This window comes from Luteibacter sp. P1_D3 (assembly GCF_056406135.1).
Genome location: NZ_JBFUAT010000040.1, coordinates 1 through 26294, shown reverse-complemented (window position 1 = coordinate 26294; position 26294 = coordinate 1). Strand labels below are relative to the sequence as shown.

At 65.3% G+C, this 26294-nt stretch carries 13 protein-coding genes; 6 read left to right on the top strand and 7 right to left on the bottom strand.

Going from position 1 to position 26294, the window contains the following annotated elements; translation table 11 throughout:
- Positions 1-76: 76 nt before the first annotated feature.
- From AC1DYM_RS19760 to AC1DYM_RS19750, 3 genes are read left to right on the top strand one after another with little or no spacing between them, the layout of a single operon-like run.
- Positions 77-2872: a TonB-dependent receptor gene (locus AC1DYM_RS19760; RefSeq protein WP_477341246.1), complete on the top strand. Its 2796-nt coding sequence runs from the start codon at positions 77-79 to the stop codon at positions 2870-2872.
- 26 nt (positions 2873-2898) lie between these two features.
- The gene (locus AC1DYM_RS19755; RefSeq protein WP_477341244.1) at positions 2899-3774 is read left to right on the top strand and encodes an aldose 1-epimerase; all 876 of its coding nucleotides are present in this window, start codon (positions 2899-2901) and stop codon (positions 3772-3774) included.
- Positions 3775-3794: 20 nt separating this feature from the next.
- Entirely contained in the window at positions 3795-6041 is a 2247-nt protein-coding gene (locus tag AC1DYM_RS19750; protein ID WP_477341242.1) for an alpha-galactosidase, read from the top strand.
- On the opposite strand, the gene AC1DYM_RS19745 is transcribed toward AC1DYM_RS19750, so the two are convergent.
- The gene (locus AC1DYM_RS19745) at positions 6038-6553 is read right to left on the bottom strand and encodes a helix-turn-helix transcriptional regulator (protein ID WP_477341240.1); all 516 of its coding nucleotides are present in this window, start codon (positions 6551-6553) and stop codon (positions 6038-6040) included. The two genes, AC1DYM_RS19750 and AC1DYM_RS19745, sit on opposite strands and share 4 nt — an antisense overlap.
- 240 nt (positions 6554-6793) lie before the next feature.
- Here AC1DYM_RS19745 and AC1DYM_RS19740 point away from each other — a divergent pair, with 240 nt between their 5' ends.
- Positions 6794-7435 carry a response regulator gene (locus AC1DYM_RS19740; protein ID WP_477341238.1) on the top strand — a complete coding sequence of 214 codons (642 nt, stop codon included), beginning with the start codon at positions 6794-6796 and terminating at the stop codon, positions 7433-7435.
- 14 nt (positions 7436-7449) lie between these two features.
- On the opposite strand, the gene AC1DYM_RS19735 is transcribed toward AC1DYM_RS19740, so the two are convergent.
- Positions 7450-10449 carry a sensor histidine kinase gene (locus AC1DYM_RS19735; protein WP_477341236.1) on the bottom strand — a complete coding sequence of 1000 codons (3000 nt, stop codon included), beginning with the start codon at positions 10447-10449 and terminating at the stop codon, positions 7450-7452.
- 294 nt (positions 10450-10743) lie between these two features.
- Here AC1DYM_RS19735 and AC1DYM_RS19730 point away from each other — a divergent pair, with 294 nt between their 5' ends.
- Positions 10744-12054, top strand: coding sequence for an epoxide hydrolase family protein (locus tag AC1DYM_RS19730; protein ID WP_477341234.1), 1311 nt, complete (start codon positions 10744-10746; stop codon positions 12052-12054).
- Positions 12055-12203: 149 nt separating this feature from the next.
- On the opposite strand, the gene AC1DYM_RS19725 is transcribed toward AC1DYM_RS19730, so the two are convergent.
- Both AC1DYM_RS19725 and AC1DYM_RS19720 read right to left on the bottom strand, forming a co-directional pair.
- Complete coding sequence (locus AC1DYM_RS19725) at positions 12204-21455, bottom strand: autotransporter-associated beta strand repeat-containing protein (protein WP_477341232.1); 9252 nt, start codon at positions 21453-21455, stop codon at positions 12204-12206.
- 460 nt (positions 21456-21915) lie between these two features.
- The gene (locus tag AC1DYM_RS19720; protein ID WP_477341230.1) at positions 21916-22806 is read right to left on the bottom strand and encodes a LysR family transcriptional regulator; all 891 of its coding nucleotides are present in this window, start codon (positions 22804-22806) and stop codon (positions 21916-21918) included.
- Positions 22807-22923: 117 nt separating this feature from the next.
- On the opposite strand from AC1DYM_RS19720, the gene AC1DYM_RS19715 reads away from it, so the two are divergent.
- A complete protein-coding gene (locus AC1DYM_RS19715; RefSeq protein WP_477341228.1) occupies positions 22924-23664 on the top strand; it encodes an SDR family NAD(P)-dependent oxidoreductase in 741 nt (246 codons plus the stop codon).
- 4 nt (positions 23665-23668) lie between these two features.
- Here the strand turns inward: AC1DYM_RS19715 and AC1DYM_RS19710 are convergent, their stop codons facing one another.
- The 3 genes from AC1DYM_RS19710 to AC1DYM_RS19700 form a co-directional block, all read right to left on the bottom strand.
- Positions 23669-24175, bottom strand: coding sequence for a GNAT family N-acetyltransferase (locus tag AC1DYM_RS19710; protein ID WP_477341226.1), 507 nt, complete (start codon positions 24173-24175; stop codon positions 23669-23671).
- Positions 24176-24216: 41 nt separating this feature from the next.
- A complete protein-coding gene (locus AC1DYM_RS19705; RefSeq protein ID WP_477341224.1) occupies positions 24217-25569 on the bottom strand; it encodes a TolC family outer membrane protein in 1353 nt (450 codons plus the stop codon).
- Between the two features lie 173 nt (positions 25570-25742).
- Positions 25743-26033: a hypothetical protein gene (locus AC1DYM_RS19700; protein WP_477341222.1), complete on the bottom strand. Its 291-nt coding sequence runs from the start codon at positions 26031-26033 to the stop codon at positions 25743-25745.
- Positions 26034-26294: the final 261 nt, after the last annotated feature.

Below are 26294 nucleotides of genomic sequence, written 5' to 3'. Positions count from 1 at the left end.
TACGGAAGCGGAAGCAAGGCAACTTGCGTCCCGGGGAACCGTGCGCCGACATCCATCCATTTGTGGGGAGTAAGGAATGCAGCGGAAGGTACTCGCGCTGTCGGTGCGCAACGCACTGGCGGGCATGCTCGGCATCTGTTTCATCGGCGGTTTCATGCCGGTCCACGCGCAGGACGCACCCGCTGCCACGACCCAGGATACCCAGCGAACACCGGATGGGAAGGCCGTCACCGACCTCAACGGCGTCTCCGTGACCGGGCAGCTGCAGTCGTTGTTCCTTTCCCAGTCGACCAAACGCGATGCGGTGAACACCGTGGACTCGGTGTCGGCGGAAGAGGCCGGCAAGTTCCCCGACCAGAACGTCGCCGATGCGCTCCAGCGCGTGCCCGGCGTCTCGGTCAATCGTAGCGGCGGCGAGTCGAACCAGATCACCGTGCGCGGCTTCGGTCCCGACTTCGTCAACGTGCTGCTCAACGGCCGCACGATGCCTACCGCGGCCACCGATCGCGCGTTCGACTTCGACGTCCTTCCGTCCGAAGTGATCCAGCAGGCTGTCGTGCAGAAGACCAGTACGCCCGATCTCGAAGAAGGCGGTATCGGCGGCACGGTCAACATCATCACGGCGCGTCCGTTCGACTTCAACGGCTGGCACGCCTCGGGCAGTGCGGCCGGCGTCAACGACAGTATCAAGGGTGGCCTGGCCGACAAGACCACGCCCAAGGTGTCCGGTGTCATCGGCAACACCAATGCCGACCACACCTTCGGCTGGCTGGCTTCCGCCGTCTACTACAAGCGCGACCACATCGAGCAGTCCATCGATACCCTGGGCTGGCTGCAGAACCAGGATTTCTCGCGGATCAATCCGTCGTACACCAATGTCTCGCTACCGCAGACCCTGCAGGGCCAGGTGATCAACGAGACCCGCACGCGCACCTCCTTCAATGGCGCCATCGACTGGAAGCCGCTGGACGACGTGACCGTGAAGCTGGACGGCCTGTTCTCCGAATACAAGGTGGACTCGACGTACAACGCGTTCGGTTCCTACACCAATACCGGCATCATCCAGAGCATCACCCCGGGCGCGAACGGCACCGCGCAGAACTTCGTGATGGACAAGTCGGGCGGCATGTCGAACGACTACGCCGAGCAGGCCAATCCGCGTGATGCCTTCAATACGCAGTTCGGCAGTCACATCACCTGGCAGATCGATCCGTCCATGGAGCTGGACCTGGACAGCGCCGCCTCGGGGGCGTGGAACAAGCAGTCACAGGATGGTTACTTCGTCGTGCTCGGCACGCGCAATGTCGGCGTGAATCCGACATGGACAAACAACGGCGACGACCACCTTGGCAGCTACACCGGCCTGCTGCCGAGCACCGACGTGAACACCCTGCACGCCCACGTGACCAACCAGGGCACGCAGAGCCCGAACGTCAGCGACAAGATTCTCGAGAACCAGCTTCACTTCGGCAAGAGCTTCCTGGACGGCACGCTGTCGCGCATCGACTTCGGCATTTCCAACTCCAACCGCAAGAAAACCGAGGTCACGTACAACACACCGAACAGCTTCGGCTGCGCCGAGTACTGCGGCTACGTGGTGGATGTACCGGCCGATGCGGTGAATGCGCACATCTTCCACGCCGGCAATCTCGTCGACGGCGCATCGCCGGGCTTTCCTCGCGACTGGGTCACCTACGACGTGAAGAAGCTGTTCGCGTACCTGGCGACGCCCGCGGCGTACAACCAGCTGCCCAACGCCGATGCCTTCAAAGCACAGCTCGATGCCAATGGCGGCGGCTTCACGGCGGTCCCGGACCCGAACACCTATAGCCAGATCAAGGAACGGATCAGTTCGGCCTACGGCATGGCCACCCTCGAGGGCGATGGCAGCATGCCCTGGACGCTCAATGTGGGCATGCGCTACACGAAGACGAACACGACCTCGTACGCCTACTCGGTGCCGATCATCGGCATTGCCGTGAACCCCAACGATCCGACGAATGCGATTCCGACCTACGGCACGCTGAGTCCGATCGCGCAGAACGGCAACTACCACGAGTGGCTGCCGTCGATGAACTTCAAGCTCAACCTGCTCGATAACGTGGTGTTCCGCGCCGCGGCGTCGAAGACGCTGACCCGTCCCGACCTGAGCAACCTGGCCGCCTCGGCGTCGTACAGCTTCCGCCCGCAGGACCAGACGGTGACGCGCGGCAACACGCAGCTCAAGCCGTATCTGTCCAAGAACTACGATGCGGGTATCGAGTGGTACTTCAATGAGACCAGCTACACGGCCTTGAACCTGTTCCGCAAGCAGGTCAGCAATTTCAGCACCCTGATCACCACCGAGACGACCCTGCTTGGCTTCCCTTTCCAGCTGACCGAGCCGGTGAACCTCAACGAGGCAACGATCAAGGGCGCGGAGTTCACCTTCAACTACCAGTTCACCAAGCTCCCTGCCCCGTTCGACGGCCTGGGCGTGGCGACGAACTACACCTATGTCACCAGCGACGCATCCATCAGCCAGGACAAGCTGGCGAATGCGGGCAAGTTCGCGGTGCCGGGCATCGGCAATTCGTACAATGCGAGCCTGTACTACCAGAAGGGTCCGGCGGAGGCTCGCGTGGCATACAACTGGCGCGCCAAGTACCTCGCTTCGATCGCCGGAAACCAGAGCCAGCCGACCTCGGTGAAGGATTACGGCCAGCTGGATCTGAGCGCGAGCTACAAGCTCAACGAGCATGTCTCGCTGTTCGTGGATGCGACCAACCTGACCAACGAGAACATTTACCAGTACCAGGTGTACGACGATCGCCAGAGCTACGCCGAGGCCAATGGCCGTACCTTCTTCCTCGGTGTGCGCGCCTCGCTGTGATCCAGCTGTGCAACGACCGGTTGAGCGTGTGCCTGCTACCGTCGGTAGGCGGTGGCATCGCACGCTTCGACTGGCTCGGTGGCCTCGAGGAAGTGCCGCTCATGCGGCCCTGCCTCGGCGAGCCCGAGCGATCCCCAGGTCGCTATGAACCCAACCGCCTTGCCTGTTACCCCCTCCTGCCGTGGAGCAATCGGATTGCCCACGGCGGCTTTTTCATAGGGGAACGACGGGTCTCGCTGCCGCTCAATCGCGATGACGATGCCTACCCGATCCACGGCAGCGGCTGGCAGCGACGGTGGACGGTACGTGAGCATGACGCGGACGCAGCGCACCTCGAGCTTATCGAGGCAGCCCACGATGCCTACTCGTATCACGCCACTCTTCACTATCAGCTGGAAGGCGACGCCCTGAAGGTACGCCTGGGTGTAACCAACACCGGCGATGCCGCGCTGCCGTTCGGCCTGGGCCTGCATCCGTTCTTTCCGCTGCACGGCGGCGCGAGATTGCTCGCACCGGCGACGGGCGTCTGGCTTAACGACGGCCACGGTCCGCTTCCCAGCCACCACGGCCCTGTGCCGGGCCCGTGGGACTTCTCGACCCGCCTCCCCTTGCCACCCCAGGGCGTCAACCACGCGTTCACCGGATGGTCCGGCAAGGCCATCATCGAATGGCCCGACCACGCGCTGCGCCTGCATGTCGAGGCCGACGTGGATGGCTATGTCCTTTACACACCGGCGGACGAAGACTTTTTCTGCTTCGAACCGGTGGACCATCCGATCAATGCCGTGCATCTTCCGGGGGGGCCGGTGGCAAACGGCATGACCCTGCTCGGCCCCGGTGCATCGCTGGAACGCGTCTTCGCGTTCCGCGCCGAGGCCGTCGAAGAGGGGCGGCACCCATAAATCACAAGGTGGAACACTTGATGCGTCACGCCAGGATCGTCCGGTTCGCCATGCTCGCCGCGGGCAGTCTCGCCCTTGTACCCGCCCTCGCGGCAACGAAGGCGCCATCCGGCGCGAACACCTCGCCCACGTACGACGCATCGCATCGCGTGTTCCGGCTCGACGCCGGTGGCGTGACCTATGCCATGGGCGTCGACCCCGAGGGCAAGCTGCAGACGCTGTACTGGGGGGCCCGACTTGCCGCGACCGATCCGCTCGGCCCCGCGGCACCGGCACCGGAGCGTTCGTCGTTCGATCCCGCCGGCAGCCTGTCACCGCAGGAATACGCCGGCTGGGGCGGCGCCATGACGGCCACGCCCGCGTTGAAGATTCGCCTCGCCGACGGCAACCGCGACCTGGTGCTGCGCTACGACAGCTACACGATCGAGAACGGTGGTCTTTCCATCCTCCTGCGTGATGCGCAGGCGGGCGTCGCCGTCAGCCTTCGATACACGGCCGATACCGCCACCGGCATCATCGGCCGCTCCGCGCACATCGAGAACACCGGCAAGCAGGCACTCGTGATCGACAGCGCCGCCTCGGCAGCCTGGAACCTGCCTCGCGGCAGCGACTATTCGCTTCGCTACCTCACCGGTACCTGGGCCGGCGAATGGCACCTGCAGACGCGTGCCATCACCCCGGGTGCCACCGTGCTCGAGAGCCATCGCGGCAGCACGGGTGACGAAAACAATCCGTGGTTCGCCATCGGGCGCGGCAACGCGTGGAGCGAGACGCACGGCGACGTCTGGTTTGGCGCCCTCGCCTGGAGCGGCTCGTGGAGCATCCGCGTGGACGAGGATATTCTCGGCCAAGTGCGTGTGGTCGGTGGCTATAACCCCTTCGATTTCGGTTACAAGCTGTCGCCGGGCCAGGCGCTCGATACGCCGGTGTTCTACGCCGGCTACACGCGCGACGGCATGGGCGAGGCCTCCCGCCTGCTGCATCGCTTCGAACGCGATCGCATCCTGCCGGAAGGATCGAAGACCCCGCTGAGGCCCGTCCTCTACAACTCCTGGGAAGCCACGGAGTTCAAGGTCGACGAACCCGGCCAGGTCCGCCTCGCCGAGAAGGCGGCCGCGCTCGGCGTGGAGCGCTTCGTCATGGATGACGGCTGGTTCGGCGCACGCAACACCGACCGTGCCGGTCTGGGCGATTGGGTGGTCAACCGCAACAAGTTCCCCAACGGCTTGAAGCCCCTCATCGACAAGGTGCACGGGCTGGGCATGAGCTTCGGCCTGTGGGTGGAACCGGAGATGATCAACGCGGACAGCGACCTCTATCGGGCGCATCCGGATTGGGTGCTCAACTTCCCCGGACGCGACCGCAGCGAGGGCCGCCACCAGATGGTGCTCAACCTGGCCCGCGAAGACGTCAAGGCGCACGTGCTCGAGGTGTTGGACGGCCTGCTCAAGGACAACGACATCCAGTTCCTGAAATGGGATTACAACCGCAACTGGTCCGAGCCGGGCTGGCCGCAGATGTCGCCCGACGAACAGCAGAAGGTTTACGTCGCCTACGTCAACAACCTTTACGACATCATTCGCGAGCTACGTAAGCGGCACCCGAAGGTCGAGATCGAATCGTGCTCGGGCGGCGGTGCGCGCGTTGACCTCGGCATCATGTCGCTCACCGACGAAGTGTGGCCGTCGGACAACACCGATCCATCCGACCGTCTCTCGATCCAGGACGGCTTCAGCCAGGCCTACGCGCCGGCGACCATGATGGCCTGGGTGACCGGTTCGCCGAACTGGGTGAATAACCGCACCAGTTCGCTCGACTTCCGCTTCCTCTCGTCGATGCAGGGCGGACTGGGTATCGGCGCGAACCTGCTCGAGTGGACCGCGGCCGATGATGCAACGGCACGTCACTACATCACGGAGTACAAGGCCATCCGCGGCACCGTGCAGAAGGGCGACCTGTATCGACTGCTATCCCCGCAGGACCGCGCCCCGTGGTCGGCGACGGAATCGGTGGCCGGTGACGGCAGCCAGGCCGTGTTGTTCGCCTTCCAGCGGCAGGGCGAGGAAGCGCGTCCGTTCCCGACATTGCGCTTGCGCGGCCTGGATCCCGCCGCGCGCTACCGGTTCCGCAGCATCCACGGCACGGTCGCACCGGGTACACCGGAGGTCGCGAGCGGTGCGTACTGGATGGAGCACGGGGTCAACGTGCTGATGAGGGGCGACCTTCAGGCGGCAGGCCTGGTCTTCGAACGCGACGGCAAGCGCTAGGCCTTTGCTGAACGCCTGGCGGCATCGCGTCGCCAGGCACCCGGGCTCTGCCGACGGAACCGCGAAAAGACGTTGGTGAAGTGACTCTGGTCGGCGAAGCCGCATTCGGCGGCGATATCCACCAGTGTCCTGTCGGGGTGGGCGAGCAAGGTCTGCGCGCGTCGTACGCGCTGCTCCATCCGCCAGTGCGTGGGCGACAGGCCCGTGCTCGCCTTGAAGGCGCGCGAGAAGTGGCTGCGCGACAGATGGCAGGCAGCAGCTGCGCCGTGAATGGCCGCACCAAGGTCAGCCTCGACGTCCAGCCTGTCGCAAGCCATGCGTAACTGCCACGAGGCGAGCCCGCCACGACTGCTACGGGGCAGCGCCGCCGGTTCCGTCGAGGACGTCCGCCTGAACGCGTGCAGGGCCATCGTGACGTGCTCGAATACGGCGTCGTCAGCGGGCTTGCGCTCGACGGTTCGTAGCAGCAAGGAGGAAAGAGCATCCTCGATCGAAGCAAGTCTGGAGGTCATGGACCGCGCCCCTTGGGTCATTGGCGTCAGGCGTCCCCTGTTTCACGCCGACACCCCCAGACTAGGGCGCACATCAGGCAAAAGGCATCCTCATTCGAGGCGAGCCGGCCATCCGTTCGTGGGATCGGCATTCACTCTTTCGTGTCGTCGTCGGTCGGGTCTATAGCAAGAATCATCCATTTGGGTATTGAACGCAGCCGTCGCTCTTCGCAAGATGGGACGTGAACAGGGAGATTCCACGTGACCGAACCCATCGATCCGTCTGAAAAGATCCGGGTACTGATCACCGACGACCACCCGATCATGYGGCGTGGCCTGCGCGCCGCGATCAGCCAGGAGGCCGACATGGAGCTCGTCGGCGAAGGAGCGGACGGCGCGGAAGCGATTTCGCTGTACCGGAGCCTCCAGCCCACCGTCGCCCTGCTCGACCTGCAGATGCCCCATGTGGACGGCTTGGAAGCCATCGCGGCCATCCGCGGTGAATTCCCCAAGGCGACCCTCATCGTGCTGACCAGTTATCCCGGCGACGCGCGCGTCATGCGCGCACTGACCCTGGGCGCGACGTCCTATCTGCTGAAGTCCGCCACGCTCGAGGAAATCATCAAGGCGATCCGCGCCTCGGTGGCGGGTCGGCACGTGGTCGCTTCCGAAGTCGCCCACGAAATCGCCCGGCATGCGGGCTCGGACAACCTCACCTCGCGAGAAACCAGCGTGCTGCGGCTTGCCGCCGCCGGCCAGAGCAACAAGGCGATCGCCGAAGCGCTGTTCGTCTCCGAAGACACCGTCAAGTCGCGGATGCGCAGCATCATGGCCAAGCTCGGCGCGCTGGACCGGACCCATGCCGTGATGATCGCGGTGCAGCGGGGCTTCCTCGACTCGTAGCGCCCGGTCCGGGCTTACCGGCGGATCGACCACCAGCGGCGGCGATACCCTGCGTAAGCCGTATGGCCTGGCAGCTTGATGTGAATCTCGGTGCCTTCACCGGGCGACGATTCCACGTTGAGCGTGCCGGCAAGTCGCGACACCCGCTCACGCAATCCGACCAGCCCGAAGTGGCCGCTTTCGCGTGCCTTCGCCATGAGCGATTCATCGAAGCCGGCGCCGTCGTCCGTGATCACCAGCCACAAGGCATCTTCCGCATAGCCGAGCACGAGGGCGACGGTCTCGCCATGCGAGTGCGCAAACGCGTTACGCAAGGCTTCGAACGCGATGTCGCGAAGTTCGCTCTCGCACGCCTTGGCCAGCGGTCGCGGCGTGCCGTTCACCTCGAGCGAAAAGATCATGCCGTGCGTGGCCTGCAGGCGACGGCCTTCCGCTGCCATCTGATCGTATAGCGCCAGGCCGTGATCTTCCGTGCGACGGAGCAGCAGGATGCGCTCACGCCCTTCGAGCAGTGCATCGCGGGTCTGCTCCGACATCTCACGCATGTCCGCACGACGATCGCGCGGAATGCTCTCGTCGATGGCCCACGCCTGCAACGTGAGCATGAGTCCCTGGAAGCGCTGCAGCAGGGTGTCGTGGATATCGCGTGCGACGGCTTCGCGTTCCTCGGCGCGGATGCGAAGGCCGCGGGTCAGGGCGCGCGTACGCAGCTCGTAAGCCAACCAGAGAGCCAACACCAATGGCAGGACACCGAGTGCACGGAACCACCACGTTTCGTAATAGGCGGGTCGCCTGACGATCCGGGCCATGGCCGTCGCCGCGCTGGCCACACCGTTCTCGTTGATGGCGCTGACTTCGAAGCGATAGTCACCCGGCGGCACATTGGTGAAAACCGCTTCGCGCCGCGTGCCGCCATCCTGCCAGGCGTCGTTGTAGCCGACCAGCCGATAGCGAAAATGGGCACGCTCCGGGCGGCTCAACATGGGCGAGGTGTACGCCACCCGGAAGCTGCGCATGGCCGCCGACAGCGTCACCCGTCCCTGCTCGAGCGGGTACGTCGTGTCGCCGCTGGTGACGTCCTCCACGTACGCCACCGGTGCGACGTAGTTTTCCGGGATACGCTTCGGATCGAGCCAGGCAAGCCCCGACGCCGTCTGCGCCCAGAGGAGGCCGTCGTTACTCCGGCGCAACGTTGGCAAGGTGCGGTCCGGATCGGGAGCGCCCGGCAAGCCATCCGTCGCATCGAAGGCACGGTAAGGGACGAAGGTGGCGGGCGCGACCAGGGCCCTGGCCAGATCGTCCGCCGCCACGTCACGCACGCCGTCGAGTGTCTGGATCCAGAGGTTGCCCTCCGCATCCTTGACCAGGCCAGTGGCCGTCTGGAAGGCCTCGTCGTCCAAGGCCCCGATCGACGTGAAGCGCTTGCCGTCGAAGTGCTGGATGCCATTGTCGCCGCCGATCCAGAGGCCGCCGGGCTCGGCGAACATGGCCCTGATCACACCCTCCTGCAGGCCTTGTGGCTTGCCGAACGTCGTCGCCACGCCTTGCGCGATGCGTGTCAGGCGAGGTTCGGCCGCCCCTCCCACCCAGAGGTTGTCGTCGTCGTCGACGGCGAGGACTTTCGGTCGCAGGTTCACGGGCGACGCATCGCTCCAGCCGACGCCATCCCATACGAGCAGGTTGTGTTCCGACCGGTTCGTGCAGACGTAGACCCGGCCCTTGCTGTCGCTGGCGACACAGTTGTTCGCTGCGTGTACCGCGTCGTCGCGCACGGCGGTGGCGCGCGTCGGCGTGCCTTTGGAAATGGACCATAACGTGTCCACCGCCGCCGCCCAGATCGTATCGCGTCGTGCATCGAAGAACGTCGCCATGGTGAGGCGGGGAATCTCAGTCTCCCGCCATGACGCCGGCGGGACGAGCTGCAGCAGGGGATGGGTTTCACTACCGACCCACACCGTACCTTCGGCATCCACCGACGCCGATACCTCGTGGATGCCATCGGGCAGCTTCACCGTCGTGAAAGCCGATCGCCGGAACCGGTCCAGGCCATTCTGCGTCCCCACCCAGAGATTGCCCTCGCGGTCCCGGATCATCGGCCACGCATAGCTGCCGGTCAGGCCGTCCGCACGGTCCATGAACTCGGAGACCGGCTCGGCATGCGTGGCCTCGGCACGGCGAAGGGCTTCCGGTGAGAGAAAGGCGACTGCTCGCGTCGTGCTGGTGATCCATACCGCGCCCTCGCCGTCTTCGCGCAACGCGCTGACGGGAATAGGGAGCGGCGCCGCGGTCTCGATCAGCCTCGTCCCCTCGACCCGGTAGATGGTCACGGCCAGTCGCGTCGTGATGTAGAGCCGGCCGGACTCGCCGATGAAAATGTATCGTGGCTTGTCGGGTCCACCGGAAACATCGAGGAAGGCCGGCGCACCGTGGGGCCGGACCGCGACTTTTCCGCCCCCCACGATCCACAAGGCGCCGCTCCGGTCGAAGATGGCACGGCTAGTCGACCGCTCCGGCGTGTTGGGCTCGACCATTTCCCAGGCGCCGGCCCTGAAGCGGATCAGCCCCTTGGGCGAGACCGCCCAGACGCCGCCCTCGGGGTCCGCAAAGAACGCGTTGATCGACGCGACGACGCCTTTCGGCTCGTCGAAATGCGACAGGTGGCCATCCTTCAGCAGCGTCGGTCCGCTATCGGAGTTGGCGATCCAGAGGCCGCCACCTTCTGCCGGGAAGACGCTATTGAGTTGCGCCGCACGGAAAGCCTCGCCCGGGGCGGGCCTGAAGGCCTGGAACGTGACGCCATCGAAGCGGGTCACGCCCTTGGTGCCGGTCATCCAGAGGAAGCCATCGGCCGTCTGCGCGATGCTGGCGAGATCGCCGGGCGCGCCGTCCTGTTTCTGGAAGGCCGTGTGCTGGTAGCTGCCTAGCGAAACGGGTGGAGAGGCGCCGGCCGTGCCGGCAAGCAGCAGCCCGGCGAAGGCGCCGAGCCATCGTGGCGCACGCGCCGACATCGTCATGCCTTGGACCCCCGAGCCTGGTGCGTTGACCTACCCAGGATCCGTGCATGGGTGCCCTCGGGCCAGATTGCCTGCTTAGGCGTCCTTTGCACAAGTAGTGCTTTAGTCGCTGACCGAGGTTCCCGGCCGTTTGTAGCGTTTTGTATACGGCGCTGGCGGGGATACGTAGTGATGCAAAACCCTGCTGTTCCGGACACGAGGGACGTCCGGTGCGCTCCATAGACTGTCAACACGCAGCGGCAAACATGCCTGTCGTTGCTCCCTCTATCTATGGAAGCCAACAGGAGAACGATGATGTCATCCGCATTCGCTAAGCGCACCCTCGCCATCGCCGTGGGATTTGCGATGCTCGCGCCCTCGGTTTACGCACAGCCCGCCCACGCCTTCGAGGCAGTGGCCACCGCTACCGGCACGACGAAGGTCGACGAGAGCATCCGTCCCTTCCATGTCCACGTGCCGCAGGAACAAATCGACGATCTTCGCCGTCGCATCGCGGAAACCCGCTGGCCGGACAAGGAAGTGGTGAAGGACGAATCGCAGGGTGTGCAGCTCGCCCGCGTGCAGGCACTGGTCAAGTACTGGGGTACCGACTACGACTGGCGCAAGGCCGAGGCACAGCTCAATGCGCTGCCTGAGTTCGTCACCAACATCGACGGCGTCGATATCCAGTTCATCCACGTGCGCTCGAAAAACCCGCATGGCCTGCCCGTCATCCTCACGCATGGCTGGCCTGGTTCGACCTTCGAGTTCCTCAAGACCATCGGTCCACTGACCGACCCGGTCGCCTACGGCGGTCGTGCGGAAGACGCGTTCGACGTCGTCATTCCTTCCATTCCTGGTTACGGCTTCTCCGGCAAGCCGACGGAACTGGGTTGGAATCCCGAGCGCACCGCGCGTGCCTGGGATGTCCTGATGAAGCGCCTTGGCTACAAGCACTACGTGTCACAGGGCGGCGACCATGGTTCGGTGATTTCCGACGCGCTGGCACGCCAGGCACCGAAGGGTCTTCTCGCCATCCACCTGAACATGCCGGCCACGATTCCGGGCAATCTCGTCAAGGGCATCAACGCAGGTGACCCGGCGCCAGCCGAACTCAAGCCGGACGAGAAGGAGGCCTATCAGTCGCTGAGCACCTTCTTCGGCCGCAATGCCGCTTACGGCGCCATGATGGTGACGCGTCCGCAAACCATCGGCTATTCGCTTTCGGATTCGCCCTCGGGCCTGGCCGCCTGGATGTACGAAAAGTTCGGCCAGTGGAGCGACAGCAACGGTATCCCCGAGAACGTGCTCTCGCGCGACGAGATGCTCAACGACATCACACTGTACTGGCTGACCAACACCGGTGCGTCCTCGTCACGGTTTTACTGGGAGAACAACAACAATAACTTCAGCGCCGTCACCCAGCGTACCAACGAGATCAAGGTGCCGGTCGCCATCACGGTGTTCCCGCACGAGATCTACAAGGCACCGGAAAGCTGGAGCAAGGCCGCGTATCCGAGCCTCTTCTACTACCACCAGGTGAGCAAGGGCGGTCACTTCGCCGCCTGGGAACAGCCGCAGCTGTTTGCGGAAGAACTGCGCGCCGCGTTCAAGTCGGTCCGCTAAACCACCTGCTCTACCGCGGGGCCCGCGCTCGTTGTAGGAGCCGATTCATCGGCGATAGCCAGGTTGCCTCAACCCCTATCGCCGATGAATCGGCTCCTACAACCGCCTGCCAATGCAGGCGTTCCCAAGATCCAGGCGTTGCTGCTGGATCAGAAGTTCCAGCGAACCCCCAGGTTCACCGCGTTGCTCGTGCTGTGCGACGCGACATCCGCGTTGTAGTACACGAAGGTGCTCGCCTTCGGCGTGATGTCGAAACTCACGCCGACGCCAGCCTGCCAATGGTTCCGGACCGGTCGCGAGCCTTCCACCACGAAGCTGTCCGACGGCGCACCGGCGAAGGCATTGTTCACCGTCACCGGATCGTTCTTCGTGTTGTGCAGGTAGCGGACCATCACGATGGGATGCAGACGAGTGCCTTCCACACCGAGGTCGACGTCGCCGACCAGTCGCGCGCCCACGCCGTATTGCAGGCTGCTGGCCTCATTGCGGCTCACACGAAGGTCGGCATCGCCCGCGTTCTTCTCGGTGAAGGCGTCGTACTTGACCTTCGTGTAATACGCGCCGACGAAGGGCTCCAGGTGCATGGCCTTGCCAACCTCGAAGCGGTAACCACCTTCCAGCGCCGCGTTGGTCGTCTTGCCGTTGTAGTGGCCGGTAGCCTGCGGATCGTACGATCCGACGACAATGCGGCGATTGCTGTCCGCGTTCTGCCAGCCATACGAGGCCAGACCTTCCGCCCACCACTGCCGCTGGTTGAAGTAGAGCGCGTGCAGGCCGATCGACGCCTGGTCCACATCGGTGTAGTCGCCGCGGCGATCCACCTCGGTGCGCGAGTTGGCGACGTTGGCRTGCACACCCAGGCGCAGGTCGGGCGTCAGCGGCGCGTCGGCGCCGATGATCACGCCGTGGATGCGGTAATCGGTATGGGCCACTTCGGCGCTGCCGTCGAAGTTGGTGCTCGAGGTATACGGCTCGGCCCAGACGGCGGAGCCCTGTTCGCCGGTATCGCGCTGCAACTTGAGCCGGTAGAACAGCGAGTCCTGGTACTGGCTCTGGCCACTGAGTTCGGCGTTGGTGGCGGAGGCATAGGTTTCGCCGGTGAGCGAATCGAAGGCCTGGACCACCTGGTCGGCGCGCAGGCCGCGTACGTAGCCGAGCAAGGTCGGCAGGGGATCGCCGCCCGAGATCGCAACGTGTTGCAGGGCCGCGGCCATATGTTGCTGGTTGCCGTTGAGGCCCGGGAACTGATCAAACGGCGTCCCGCCAGTCCCTTCTCCCAGACCGGCCTGGCTCAGCGTGAGGAGCAACTGGTTGCCCTGCTTTGTCACACCCACATCCAGGAACGGCAGGGCGTTCTTGGTCACGCTGGCGTAGGTGCCGGTGATGCCACCGCTGGCATTGATGATGGTGTACGTGGTGCTCGGCCCGTACGATCCGCCTGCGGGGGCGACGACCAGTTGGCCATCGACGGCGGCGGGACCGTTGACGTTGATGCTGTCGCTGACGCCGCCCGTCGTGGTGCGGATGTGCGTGGTCGAACCGGCGCCGAGCGTGAGCCCGCCCACGGTCAGCACCGTGCCCGCCGTGCCGCTGCCCGCGGCGGCACCCGACGCGCCATCGATGCCACTCGGCGCCACCGTGCCATCCACCGTCACCGGTCCGGTGATCGTGCCGCCGCCGACCAGGCCGCCGCCCGGATTGATCGTGGCCGGTCCGCCCAGGTTGCCGTTCACCACCAGCGTGCCACCGATGGTGGTGCCCCCGGCGAACGTGACGGACGTGCCGCTATCCACCGACAACGTGCCTGCGCCGACGTTGAGGTTGCTGATGTTGTTGAACGAACCACCCGGCAGACTGGCTTCGCCATTGCCGGTGATGTTCAGCGTCGAGCCCGGCGCCGTGCCGTTGACCGTGCCGGTCACTTCCGGGAGGTCACCGTAACCCAGAGTCAGGTTGCTGCCGCCGCCGAGGTTCACTGTACCGGCGATCGGCCCGGCCACCGTCACCGCGTTGCCGCTGCCGCCGAGGTTGAGCGTGCCGCTCGCGCCGACCGAGATCCCGCCGGTGTACGGGTTGCTGGCATTGAGGATGCCGCCGTTGACCGTCAGGTCACCGCTGAAGCCTGCGAGCGATCCGCCGAGGTTCAAGGCGCCCGTGCCTTCCTTGTCGAGGCCACCGCTGCCACTGAGGCTACCGTTCAAGGTGAGGTTCTCAGGACCTTGCACGGTCACGCCGTTGCCGCCGACCGTGACGTCGTTGCCGAGCGTCACCGCGGCACCGGCTTCCAGGGTGGCGCCATCGATGGCGAGGCCACCGGTACCGAGCGCCGTATCGCTACCGACGACCAACGTTCCACCGTCGACGGTCGTGCCGCCGCTGAAGGTGTTGTTGCCGTTCAAGGCCAGTCTCACGGCGCCGTGCTTGATCAGACCACCGGTGCCCGAGATGGCGCCGTCGAGCGTGAGGTCGTTGCTACCCGGAAGGGTCAGCGTCGCGTTGAGTGCGACGTCGTTGGCCAGCGTGGTTGCCGCCGTCGCATCGAGTGACGCGGCGCCACCCACGGTGAGTGCGCCCGTGCCGAGTGCCGCATCGTTGCCGACGCTGAGCCCACCGGCATTCAAGGTCACGCCACCGCTGAAGCTACTCGCGCCGCCGAGGCCAAGCGTGCCGGCGCCGTTCTTCACGAGCCCGCCGGTGCCGACGATGCTGCCGTCAAACGTCGTATCGGCTGCTGCGCCCAGGGTAAGTGTGTTTCCGCCGAGCGCGACCGTGCTGCCGGCAACGCCGGCGAGCGTACCGATGGCCTGGTTGCCGCCCGCCGAGAGATCGAACGTGCCGGTGCCAGCCAGGTTTACCGCGCCCGTCGATGCCAGGCTTCCACCGGCACCGATGGCCAGCGTACCGGCGTTGATGATCGTGCCACCCGTATACGTATCGGCGTTGGTGAGCGTCAGCGTCGCGGCGCCGTCCTTGGTCAGGCTGCCGGCGCCGGCGATCGCACCACCGAGCGTGAGGTCGTTGCTGCCCTGCACGGTCAGGCCGGCGTTGAGTGCCACCGTATTCGCCAGCGTCACGGCCGCGTTCGCATCCAGCGACGTCGCGCCAGCGACAGTCAATGCGCCGGTGCCCAGCGAATCATTGTTGCCGACGACGAGACCGCCGTCGTTGAGCGTGACGCCTCCAGTGAACGTGTTCGCACCACCGAGCGTCTGCGTGCCGGCACCGTTCTTCACGAGGCTTCCGCCCGCGCCGGTGAGGACGCCATCGAAGTTGGCATTGCCGACACCGCCCAGCGTCAGTGCATTGGCACCCAGGGACACCGTGCTGCCGGCGACGCCATTGAGTGCGCCGATCGACTGGTTACCACCGGTCGAGATGTCGAACGCCGTGCCTGCCGCCGTGAGGGTCACCGCCGTCGTGGCGGCAAGACTGCCGCCCGCGCCGATCGCCAGCGTGCCGGCGTTGATCGTCGTGCCGCCGGTATACGTGTTCGTGCCGGTGAGCGTCTCCGTACCCGTCCCTTCCTTGATCAGGCCACCCGTGCCGGCGATGCCGCCACTGAAGGTGCCGTCGGTCGGGCCGCCCACGATCAGGTTGTTGTTGCCGAGGTTGACCATGCCGCTGCCGATCAGCGTGCCGAACGCCTGCGTGCCATTTCCGGCCGAGAGGTCGAAGGTCGCACCCGAGGCGAGGTTCACGACACCGCTGGCGTAGAGGCTCGCGCCTGCACCGAGCGCCAGCGTGCCTGCGTTGATGTAGGTGCCGCCGGTGTACGTGTTCGCACCGTTCAAGGTGAGCGTGGCGAGGCCATCCTTGGTCAGGCTGCCGGTGCCCGAGAGGTCGCCGTTGAGGGTCAGGTCGTTCGTGCCCAGCACGGTCAGGCCGGCGTTGAGTACGACATCGTTGGCTAGCGTAGTGGCACTGGAAGAATCGAGCGTCGACGCACCGCCGACAGTCAACGCGCCCGTGCCGAGCGCCGCATTGTTGCCAACGATCAGGCCCCCGGCATTCAACGCGACACCGCCGCTGAAGCTGCTCGCGCCACCCAGCGTCTGCACACCGGCGCCGTTCTTCACCAGTCCGCCGCTACCACTGATGCTTCCGTTGAACGTGCTGTCGGTCGCACCGCCCAAGGTGAGCGTGTTGCCACCGAGCGCGACCGCGCTGCCCGCGACGCCACCGAGCGAACCGATGCTCTGGTTGCCGCCCGCCGAGATATCCAGGGTACCGGTGCCGGTGAAGTTCACTGCCCCGGTCGCGGCGAGACTGCCGCCCGCACCGATCGCCAACGTGCCTTCGTTGATCGTGCTGCCGCCGGTGTAGGTATTCGCGCCGGTCAGCGTGACGGTCGACGTACCATTCTTGATCAAACCACCCGCGCCCGAGATCGTGCCACCGAGCGTCAACGCGTTGCTGCCGAGCAGGTCGAGGTTGCCGCTGGTCAGTGCGATGGTGTTGCCGAGGGTGAGTGCTGCATTGGTGTCCAGCGAGGCGTCGCCGTTGACCGTCAGCCCGCCCGTGCCGAGCGCGCCGTTGTTGCCGAGCAACAGCCCGCCGGCATTCAATGTGACGCCACCGCTGAAGGTGTTGGCGCCGCCGAGCTCCTGCACGCCGAGGCCGTTCTTCACCAGGCCGCCGGTGCCGGCGATCACGCCGTCGTAAGCGCCGTTACCGATGCCACCGAGCGTCAGCGTGTTACCACCGAGCGTCACCGTGCTGCCGGCCACGCCGTTCAACACGCCGATCGACTGGTTGCCCGCCGCGGAGATGTCGAAGCTCGTTCCGGACGCCGCGAGGTTCACCGCACCGGTGGCGGCAAGGCTGCCTCCCGCACCGATCGCCAGCGTGCCGGCATTGATCAGCGTGCCACCGGTATACGTGTTGGTTCCGGTGAGTGTCTCCGTGCCGGTGCCTTCCTTGATCACCCCACCCGTGCCGGCGATCGATCCGCTGAAGATGCCGTTGGTCGCATCGCCGATGCTGATCGTGTTCGCGCCGAGATTGACGGTGCCTCCGCCAGTCAGCGTGCCGAACGTCTGCGTGCCGTTGCCTGCCGAGAGATCGAACGTGGCACCCGTGGCGAGGTTCACGATGCCACTGCTGGCCAGGCTGCCGCCCGCGCCGAGCGCGAGGGTGCCGGCGTTGATGTTCGTGCCGCCGGTGAACGTGTTTGGACCATTCAAGGTCAGCGTTGCCAGGCCGTCCTTGGTGAGTCCACCGGTACCGACGATGTTGCCGTTGAGGGTCAGCGCGTTGCTACCGAGGACGGTGAGACCCGCGTTGAGCGTGATCTGGTTGGTAAGGGTCACCAGGCCGCTCGCATCGAGCGTCGTCGCGCCGCCGACCGTCAGGGTGCCCGTGCCGAGCGCGGTGTTGTTGCCGACGATCAGGCCACCTGCGTTCACCGTCAGGCCACCACTGAACGTGCTTGCGCCACCCAGCGTCAGTACGCCGGCCCCTGCTTTCACGAGGGCGCCATTACCGCTGATGGTGCCGTCGAAGGTCGTATTCGCGGCGGTGCCGAAGTTCAAGGTATTGCCGCCGAGGGCGATCGTGCTGCCAGCGACGCCGGACAAGGCGCCGATCGTTTGCGCGCCAGCGGCGGACAGGTCGAAGCCGGCGCCCGCGCCGGCCAGCGTCACTGCGCCACTGGTGGCGAGACTGCCACCCGCGCCGAGCGCCAGCGTTCCGGCGTTGATGATCGTGCCACCGGTATAGGTGTTCGGACCACTCAACGTCAGGGTCTCGATGCCGTTCTTGGTCAGGCTGCCGGCGCCGGAGAGCGCGCCGGCCAGGGTCAGTGCGTGGCTGCCCAGCACGTTGAGGTTCGCGCCAGCAGCGAGAGCGACATTGTTGGCGACGGCAAGCGAGGTGCTCGCGTCGAGCGACGCGTTCGCACCGACATTCAGGACACCCGTGCCGAGCGCGCCGTTGTTGCCGAGCGACAGGCCACCACCGTTGAGGTTCACGCCGCCGCTGAAGGTGTTGGCATTGTTCAACGAAAGCACCGCGGCGCCGTTCTTGACGATACTGCCGGTGCCCGACACGACGCCGCCCAGGGCGACATCCTGGCTGCCGAGAACCGTCAGCGCACTGCCGGCGCCGAGGTTCACTGCATTGGCGAGCGAGACCGCTGCCGTGGCATCCAGGGTGAGGGGACCGCCGACGTTGAGCGCACCCGTTCCCAGTGCGCCGCTGTTGCCGAGAAGCAGGCCCCCGGCGTTGGCGGTCAGGCCCCCGGAGAAGGTGTTCGCACCATTCAACGTCAGCAGCGAGGCACCGTTCTTGGTGAGGCTGCCGCTACCGGCGATGATGCCGCCCAGGGTGATGTTCTGCGTGCCCGGCAGGGTCAAGGCGCTGCCCGCACCGAGGTTCACGGCGTTGGCGAGCGAGACCGCGGCGGTGCTTCCCAGCGTGACGGCACCACCCACGTTCAGCGGGCCGGTGCCCAGGGCATTCGAGTTGCTCAGCACCAGGCCACCGGCGTTGAGGGTCGTGCCTCCGCTGTAAGTGTTCGTGCCACTTAACGTGAGCACCGAGGCGCCGTTCTTGGTCAGGCTGCCCGTGCCCGATACCACGCCGCTCAGCGTGAGGTTCTGACTACCGAGCAGGTTCAGTGCACCCCCGGCGAGGTTGACGTTGTTGCCGAGGGTGAGCGCCGCCGTGCTGTCGAGTGTTCCTGGCCCGTTGACCGTGAGCGCACCCGTGCCCAACGCGCCCGCATTCCCGACCAGCAGGCCGCCCTGATTGAGCGTCACGCCGCCGCTGAAGGTATTCGCGCCGCTCAGTGTCTGTGTGCCCGACCCTGTTTTCGTGATCGAGCCCGTACCGGAGATGACACCGGCGTAGGTCTGGTTCGTCGCATCGCCGAAGGTCAGCGCGTTGGCGCCGAGGGTAATCGTGGTGCTTGCGACACCCGACAGGGCACCGATGGTCTGTGCACCCGTCGCGGCGGAAATGTCGAAACCGGCTCCTGGCGCGCTGAGTGTCACGTTGCCGGTCGCCGCAAGGTGGCCGCCACCGGCGAGTGCCACGGTGCCCGCCGCGATGTTCAGCCCACCGGTAAAGGTGTTGGCGCCCGTCAGGGTCAGCGTCGATGCGCCGCTCTTGGTCAGCCCACCCGCGCCCGCGAGCACACCGCCGAACGTCAGCGGTTGACCACCGAGCACGTTCAGCACCCCACCGGCGCCCAGGTTCATGTCGTTGGCGAGGTTGAGCTGTGTCTCACCATCCAGGGTCACGGCGCCATTGACGGTCAGCGCGCCGCTGCCAAGGGCACTGCTGTTACCGAGGAGGAGGCCACCTGCGTTCGCGGTCAGGCCGCCGCTGAATGTGTTCACGCCACGCAGCGTCAGCTGAGAGGCGCCGTTCTTGATCAGGTTGCCCACGCCGGAAAGGGTGCCGTCGAGCACCAGCGGTTGGCCGCCGAGGAGGCTCAGCGATCCGCCGCTATTGAGGCTGACGTTGTTCGAAAGCGTCATGGAACCGGTGACATCGAGGGTCGTCGTTCCGCCGACGCTGAGAACGCCCGACCCGAGGGCGTTCGCGTTACCCAGCAGCAGGCCACCACCGTTCAGCGCAACGCCGCCTGAGAAGGTGTTGGTCCCACCCAGGGTCTGGACGCCCGCTCCCACTTTCACCAGCCCGCCGGTGCCTGCAATCGTCCCCAGGTAGCTGGTATTGCCGAGGCCACCGAGCGTCAACGTCCTCGCCCCAAGATTCACCGTGCCGCCGACACCGGCCAGCGAGCCGATACCCTGGTTGGCACCGGCGCCGGAGATATCGAGCGTGGTGCCAGCGGCAAGCGTCATCGCCTGTGCCGGCGACAGCATGCCGCCGGCACCGACGGCGAGGGAACCGCCGGTGAGGGAGAAGCCGCCGGTCATGCTGTCGATCCCGCCGAGCGTGAGCGTGCCCACGCCCGACTTCACCACGTTTCCTGCGCCTGAAAGCGCACCGTTCAAGGTGACTGCCTGTGTGCCCGGAAGAGTCAGTGTGCTGCCCGCATTCACAGCGACGGCGTTAGCCAGGCTGAAGGCGCCCGTGGTGTTGAGGGTGGCGTTGCCGCCGACCGTGAGGACACCCGTCCCCAGCGCGCCCGCATTACCCAGCAGCAACCCACCCGCGTTGAGGTTCACGCCCCCACTGAAGAGGTTCGCGCCGCCCAGCGTGACCACGGCCGTGTTGGTGACCGTGAGGCCGCCCGCGCCGGAGATCACACCCGCGAGGCCGAACGCGGTGGTACCGGCCAGCTCGAGTCGACCGGTGTTGAGATTGATGGCGTTTGCCAGCGACAGGCCGGCGGCCGACGCCGCGATAGCTCCACCGTTGACGGTCATCTGGCCGGTGCCGAACACACCGGCGTTGTTGAAATTGACGAGGCCGTCATTGATCGTGGCATCGCCACTCACGGCGGCACCCAGCAGGTTCCAGGTGCCGCTGTTCACGACCAGATGCTGGAAGTGCAGATAGTTCGCGGCATTGATCGTCGAGACGACGCCGCCGGTTCCCGATCCCGTGCCGGTCGCGGAGTTCTGCAGCAGCAAGCGGTTGTCGGCGCCGAGCCCGCCGTCCACCTGGCCTGCGCCGGCCAGGCTGACGTTGATCGAAAGAATGCCGAGGTTCACGCCCAAGCCGGCGTTGACGACGTTCGAACCACTCACGGCGGTAAACGAGTTACCGGTCGGCGTGTCGCCCATGTAGACGCTGCCGTTGATCGTCCCGGCATTGACGAAGGTATTGGGACCCGCGCCCGATGCGGCGAAGCCGATCCGACCGGTGATCGTGCGGCCTGCCGAATTGGTGAGATTCGTTCGGCCACCGCCATAGGAAAGGATCACGGGCGCATCCGCCACCGTCGTAATCGTCCCGAGGCCGAGGAGCGAGACGCCCATGGTGCCGTCGTTGACGATGTTGGCCACGCCGCCCGAGGCATTCTGCACGACCAGTGCTTGTCCACCGATGCCCAGCAACGACGTCGCGTCGAACACGCCGTTCATCGTGCCGGTGTTGTTGACGTTGATGGTGTTGCCGCCGACGGTCGCGTTGCCCAGCATGGCACCGGCCGAACCGAGGCTGAGTCCGCCGGTGAGGGACGGATCGATGATGCCCGCGTTGTTCAGCGTAATGCCGTTGCCGGACGCCGTGAGTGCCGCCCCACCGAGCAGGAGAGGCACCGACAGGTTGCCGGTCGATTGCACGTTGATCGTGACGCCATTGGTGGGAATCACGTAATTGACGAACGACGTACCGTTCGCACAGGTGACGGTCGCCCCGGCCTGGGTACAGTCGGCGTAGGCGGGTTCACTCAGCAATGGCATCGCCAGTACCGATGCGATGGCGAGGTAGATTCCCTTGGCAAGCGGACTACGACGAATGCTTCCCACGTGACGCTTGTTCATACCACCCCCGGTCGGCGCGACCCTTCCCGTTCCAGGAATTCCGGCCGCACTTCAGCGACGACGCCAGTTACCTGGGTCGCTAATTAAGGACGTCGATGCAAAGACGCCGGACTGGCCCCCGATCTGTGAGGCCGACGTGCGCGGTCAGCCTATGCGAGCGCTCTCCGCGACGCGTGCACAATTCCGGCGATGGATTTGGCGTGGTTTTTCAAGGCGCTTCACACGGTCATGCATTTTCTGCACTTCCCCGCAAATACGGCATCGATGTCCATTTTCCGACGCTCGTGCGGCACTGCGCCATCACGATCCAAGTCCAGCAATGGCGCAGCTGATCGCCTCTCTTCGCGCCGTCGTAACGCACGTGGCCCATACAGCGGCGGGAGCTTGATGCCGGAATGCCGGCGGCATTCTTGCCGAATATCCCCGTCGATAAACGTGACTGTGTGACCTGCCGCCGCGACTAAATGCGTTTCGACAGTGCTTCGGCGAAGAATTCGGTGACTTGGCGAACGCGCGCAGGAACAAAGCGGCGCTTCGGCCAGATGAGGTTGACGTCTCTCACATCGACGATGAAATCGTCGAGGATCGTCACCACGTCTGGATGACTGAGTTCGTCCACAAGTGAGAGACCCGCGAACATGCCGATTCCCACGCCCGCCAGCACGGCCGTGCGAATGGCATCCACGCTGTTCGACGAAAGGTTGCCGCGTACCGCGACGCTGAACCGTCCTTCGGGACCGACGAAGGGCCAGTTGGCCGACTCGGCAAGACCGCCGTAAAGAAGACAGTTGTGATGGACGAGGTCGGCGGGTGTCGTCGGTAGCCCATGCGTCTCGAAGTACTGGCGGGAACCGACGCAGACGAGCGGCGTGCCCGCCACGCGCCTGACCACCGCATCGGGTTCACTGACGGCGCCGACGCGTATCGCCAGGTCGATGCGGTCGTCCACCATGTCCCGGACGAAGTCGGAGAGGATGATATCGACCTGCAAGCCGGGGTGTCGTGCGAGCAACTCGGGGACGAGGGGAAGCACATGCAGGCGACCGAAAGTGGAGGCCGCCGCGATGCGCACCAGTCCCGAGACGTCCTGCGTGGTACGGGCCGTCTCGCCGTCGGCTTCGTCCAGTTCGGCCAGAAGTGGCTTGGTGCGGTCGTAATAGCGCTGCCCCTGGTCGGTCAGGTTCACGTTGCGCGTGCTGCGAATGAATAGCGCGACACCAAGCCGTTTCTCCAGGGAGCCCACGGCCTTGCTGACGGCGGACTGCGACTCACCCATGCGGCGCGCGGCGGCGGAGAAGCCACCCGCTTCAACGACGGCGACAAACGCCTTGAGCTCGTGAAACCGATCCATCGTAGGTCTCCCAGCGATTCGTTTCGGGAATCAATCATAGGGAAGATACGCGGATTATCATCGTCAGCGGCGGGGATTAGCCTGTTGGAATCATTCACGCATCCCTGGAAGGCCCCCATGTCATCCCTAGCAGGCAAGACCGCCGTCATCAGCGGTGGAACCACCGGTATCGGTCTGGCGATCGCCCAGCGCTTCGTCGCCGAGGGCGCCCGCGTGGTCATCTTCGGTCGCCGTCAGGCCCAACTCGATGAAGCGGTGAAGCGTATCGGTGGTCAGGTCACGGCCATCCAGGCCGATGCGGCGAATCTCGACGATCTGGATCGGGTGGCGTCAGTCGTTCGCAGCGAGGGGCGCACGGTCGACATCGTCGTCTCGAATGCCGGGTTCACCGAACAGGCACCGATCGACACTCTCACGCCGGAACATTTCGACAAGGCGTTCAACCTCATGGCTCGCGGCCCCGTCTTCCTCGTGCAGAAGATGCTGCCGATGATGACCGGTGGCGGTTCGATCGTGCTCGTCGCTTCCGCCATGCATGGCATGGGCATTCCGGGCCACACGGCGTATGCGGCGACCAAGGCGGCGCTGCGTTCGTATGCACGCACCTGGGCCGCCGAGTTCAAGGATCGTGGCATTCGCGTCAATACGCTCAGCCCAGGCGTTACGGATACGCCGATTCTCGATTCGCAGACGGAGACGCGTGAGGACCTGGAGAAGATGTATCACGCGATGGTCCCGCTCGGTCGGCTGGCTCATGCGGACGAGATTGCCCATGCGGCCGTCTTTCTCGCCTCGGATCAGAGCTCGTACGTGACCGGTTCGGACCTGATGGCCGATGGTGGCATCGGGCAGGTGTGAGGCATCAGGGATCGTTGACGAAGTAGCGGCTCGGCGTGTCGTAACCCGGCACGTCGATGATGCCTTCGGACCGAAAGCCCAGGTTCTCCAGCACGCGGATCGATCCTTCGTTGTCCAACGAAGTGATCGCCACCACCGTGCCCACGTTCTGTTCCGCGCGAGCATGCGCAAGCACGGCAGCGCCGGCTTCGCTGGCGTAACCGCGACGATAATGGCGGGCCAGGAAGGCATAGCCGAGATCGGGGAAGTCGAGCGTGTCGCGGCGAATCAGCCCGCACATGCCGAGCGGCTCGCCACTGGACGTCAGTGCAACCTTGTACAGACCATAGCCGTGGGTGGCGTAGCTCTTCAGCGGGCCGTCCGACAGGTACTTCTCGGCGCCGGCGATGTCCCGGACGCCCCGGTCGGCGATGTGCCGGATGAAGTCCGGCTCGTTGAGCAACTCGATGATGAAAGACGCATCGTCGAGTGCAAACTCGCTGATAGAGAGGCGTTCTGTTTCTATGGCCATGGAATGCGGGTCGCCGCCTGATTGTCTTCCCTTGCCAGATCTTACTGCAGCAGGCGGTTGATCTCCTCGATGTCTTTCAGCTCGGCGGCACCGACGCTGCGCTTGAGCAACAGCTTGTTGAGGATGAAATTGTGGCGAAGTGCGGTGTACTGGGTGCGGATCTGGGCCAGGATTTCGATCGCGACGACCACGTTGGTCAGGCTCTGCGTACCGATGTCGTAACCGGCACGCAGGGAGGCCAATGACTTCTTCGCGGCGTCGACCGCATCGCGTGCATCGTTCACCTGCCCGATCCCGGCGACCACGAGGTTGAAATAGTTGTTCGTGTCACGCGCCGTCTGGCGGCGAACCGACTCGAGGTCGCTCTGGTCTTCGTCGCGCTGGTGGATGGCCTGGCGTACCTGGGACTGGGTCAGGCCGCCACTGAAGAGTGGCACCGTGAGCACGAGGCCCACGGTCGTGCTGCCGGGACCGTAGGCGGCCGTGCCGCGTGCGGCGTTCGACCAGGCACCGACCTTGTCGTAACCGACGGCAGCGTTCAGCGTGGGCAGATGCCCGCTACGCGCGGCATTGATCGAGTGCTCGTCCGCGCTCACCAGATGGTTCGCGGCGATCACGGACGGATTCTGACGCATGGCCTGGTCGACCCAGGCAGCGGCGTTGTCGGGTGTCGGCGCCTCCATGGGGAGATCTTCGCGCAGCGTCTTCAGTGTTCCCGGCTCCTTGCCGGTCAGCTGCTGAAGGGCGCGTCGCGCATCCTTCAAGGTGTTCTCGGCGTCGACGCGCTCCGATTTGATCAGCAGGTAGTACGCCTTCGACTGCGTCAGGTCGGCTTCCGGTGCCAGACCCTGGTCGAACTTGATGGTCGCCTGGTCGAACGACTGCTTGTACGCGTCCTCATAGGAGCGAAACACTTCGACTTGGTCTGCGGCGACCAGTACGTTGAAGTACGCGCTCGTCGAACGGACGTAGAGATCCTGGAGCTCGCCTTCGTACGTGGCTTCCTGCGCTTCCTGGGTCTGCCGGGCCTGACGCTCGCGGGCGAACTTGGAGAGATCGACCACGGTCTGGTTGAGTGACAGATTCAGGTCGCGCTCGCGGCTGTGGCCATCGCCGCCGGTGTTCGGCGTGCCATCGCTGTTCGTTCCGTTGGAGAAGCTGGGGTGGAATTGCTGCAGGCTCAGTCCGGCCGACAACTGCGGCAGCAGTGCGGAAAGCGCTTGAGGTACGCCCTCGGCCACGACGAGCCGGCGTGCATCGGCACTGGCCAGCACGGGGTCGTTGGCGACCGCTTCGCGGTAGATGTCCATGAGGTCTTCCGCGTTAGCTACCGCGGGAAGGCCGGCCATCGTGAGCAGACCGGCTAGCGCGGCCGACAGAATCCTGGTTTGCATCGTTGTGGTTCCCTTGAGCACCCTTGAGCTTGGCGACGGCGGTGCAAGGACCGTGCCGTCGGTTCGCGGGGCTGCGTGCAAGGGTGCGAAGCGGCTTGCCGCCGCCCTTCAGGCCATATCCGGGATGCCGCCTCCCTCGGTCAGCGGTGTCCGCGGACGCTCCTCGGCGGACACTATCGGTCAGTGGCGCCCGGCCTCCCGACCTGCTCCCAGCACAGGCGGACGTGGGCCTGCGCGGTGCACTCGACCCCCATCCGGGTCAGTGCGCCGATCGCTTCCAGGCCGAGTGCCATGCGTTGGCAGTCCACCACGTCGGCCTCGTGGATCAGGTCGGCCAGCAGGCCGGTCAGCCCTCGCGCGTACTGAAGCCACTCGACCGAGGCATTCATGAGCTCGTGCGCCGTGGCGTCCGGGTCGGCGTGGTAACCAATGAAGCGTTCCGTATGTTCCTTCGCTGCAGGCATAGTGTTCTCTCCTTATGAGTTCCCGCCGCACTCATCCAAGTGCGGCACGCCGAGCACAGCGCGACGTGCCGCGGATCTACGGATTCGCGGGTGCATTGGCTGTCCGTGTCCGGACGCCGGGCGGTGGGATTGACGAAGTGTGTGGCGGCGTCAGTGCGTTTGTTCGGAGCATAGCGGGACGCGCCGGGTGGCACGGCCTAGAAAATGCTCAGAGAAACGGCGGTCGCCGCGGTTCTTCAACCGTGTCTGCAGGGTCTGCAG